Annotated in this window: 2 protein-coding genes; both read right to left on the bottom strand. The window is 47.2% G+C overall.

Features of this window, described 5'->3' with window-relative positions; genetic code table 11:
• Nucleotides 1-71: 71 nt before the first annotated feature.
• Complete coding sequence (locus ACTNES_RS20675; protein WP_279207485.1) at nucleotides 72-818, bottom strand: ATP-binding protein; 747 nt, start codon at nucleotides 816-818, stop codon at nucleotides 72-74.
• On the bottom strand, nucleotides 818-1,786 hold a 969-nt coding region (locus tag ACTNES_RS20670), incomplete at its 5' end, for a Mu transposase domain-containing protein (protein WP_441040553.1). The genes ACTNES_RS20670 and ACTNES_RS20675, both read right to left, overlap by 1 nt.

Raw genomic sequence — 1,786 nt, 5'->3', positions numbered from 1 at the left:
TGCATTTTGCGCCAGTCAGTGGCCACTGGTGCGTTTGCCAGTGGACACTTGGCGCTACGAGTGGCCGGAAGTTAATCGACCACTTTGTGTTCGATCATAACGTTATAATGTTTTGTTACCCGCTTGAGCAGAGAGTTGGATGATACCTCATCTTCCATCAGCATGGATGGCCATGCCTTAGGCTCACGCTGCGAACAGATAATACAACTCCTTGACAACTCATTGCGCTTTTCCAGAACATCATACAGAGCCTTCACTTCATCATCTTCCGTGATTGGATGCAACAGAAAATCATCCAGAATAACAAGATCCATGTTGATGATAGACCGTAACTTTTTTTGGTACTGTTTATAGTCTGTTTTCCTAATCGTTGCCAGTTCTCCAGCCAGATCTTCGCAATGGTAATAGCCAACACGAAACTCCCGGCATGCTTCGGCACCAAGAGCTCTTGCTAAATATGTCTTTCCGCTATCTGATGCACCAAAGATACAAAGATTCATACCGTTTGTTATGAAATTCAGTGAGGAAAGCGTTCGAACGATATCTTGTGGCTGATACTTCCGCTCTTTTGAATCCACACACTGATCGAGACAATTATCGCTCCCTCTCAGCTTTGCTTTCTTCAGACGTGATGTGTAACGGTTTTCGATGGCTGCTGTGTATTCCTCATGTACAATGGCACTGATCAGTTCCAGACGCCCTGTGTCAACAAAAGCAGGTTGATGATAAAGTTCTTCGAGCTTTGTTGCCATATGGGGCAGTTTCAACTCTTCCAGTTCCTGGAGAATGGATTGCAGTTCTTTCTTTCCTGTGTTCATTACCGCACCTCCCCGGACTGATCTGCAAGAGTGCGGCTGCGGTTCAGCAACTTCTCCATGTCGGAATAGCTGCGATCCATGATGTAAGCACCTTCATTCCGTTCTCTGTTTTTATCCGTGTTGTATCCTTCGGCACCAAGCTCCTCGGCAACAGCGCCGATGGTATTCTTGATGTAGGTATAAGTTGTCCTTTCGGCAGCAAGAGCGCGTTTGCAGCATTCCTCCAGTGCTGCACGGCTGTATTTTTTCGTAAAGCCCAGAACGCCCATGCAGAGCCGATAGGTCTGCACCTCCAGCCTCCGACTTTTCAGGATTCTCTTGATCAGCTCCGTTGTATTGCTGCCTACCGTGGAAGCTTTTCGGATAAAGTATGTACTATTCCATTCTGAAAAGTCCTTGTAGTTCTTCGGGAGATGTTCCGGATTTGTGCTCCACTGTCCCTTATAGCGAGCTCTTGGCCATTCAGCAAGAAGTTCACCCTCCAGACTGAAGATTTTAACAACAGAAGCAGTTGCGCGGATTACCACTTTTTTGTGCAGATATGCTTTATCTACGCTATAATAAGCATTGTCAAAGCGTACGTGGAAGTCGCTGGACACCTTTGCCGTACTTCTCTCCATGTAGTGGTATTGCGTGGAGGGAAGCGGCATCAGTTCTTCCTTTTCTTCCGCCCAATAGTAGGAACGGCAATGCTCCTTCTTCTTGAACGGTGCGTCATTCAGCTCATCCAGCTTTTCCCAGAGATCCTCGTTAAACTGTTCCAGCGTGAAGTACCGGCGTTCCTCCAGGTCATGGAAGAATCCCTTTTCCAGGATACCAACTGCGTTTTCTACAGAACTTTTGAAGCGGGGCTTTCTGACTTTCGCAGGGAGAATCACGGTGTGGTTGTGTTCCGCCCACTCAGCATAGTCCTGATTTAATTCTGGCTGGATCCAGTCCTTGTTCGCAATCACGGCCTGTTTGCAATT

The organism is Blautia sp. HCP3S3_D9 (assembly GCF_052063845.1).
Lineage (GTDB): Bacteria > Bacillota > Clostridia > Lachnospirales > Lachnospiraceae > Blautia_A.
Note: the sequence above shows the minus strand (reverse complement) of the source record. Positions and strands in the feature narration are given on the sequence as shown.

Coding starts and splice junctions, on each gene's coding strand:
- ACTNES_RS20675 (WP_279207485.1), bottom strand. CDS start 818: ATGAACACAGGAAAGAAAGAACTGCAATCCATTCTCCAGGAACTGGAA.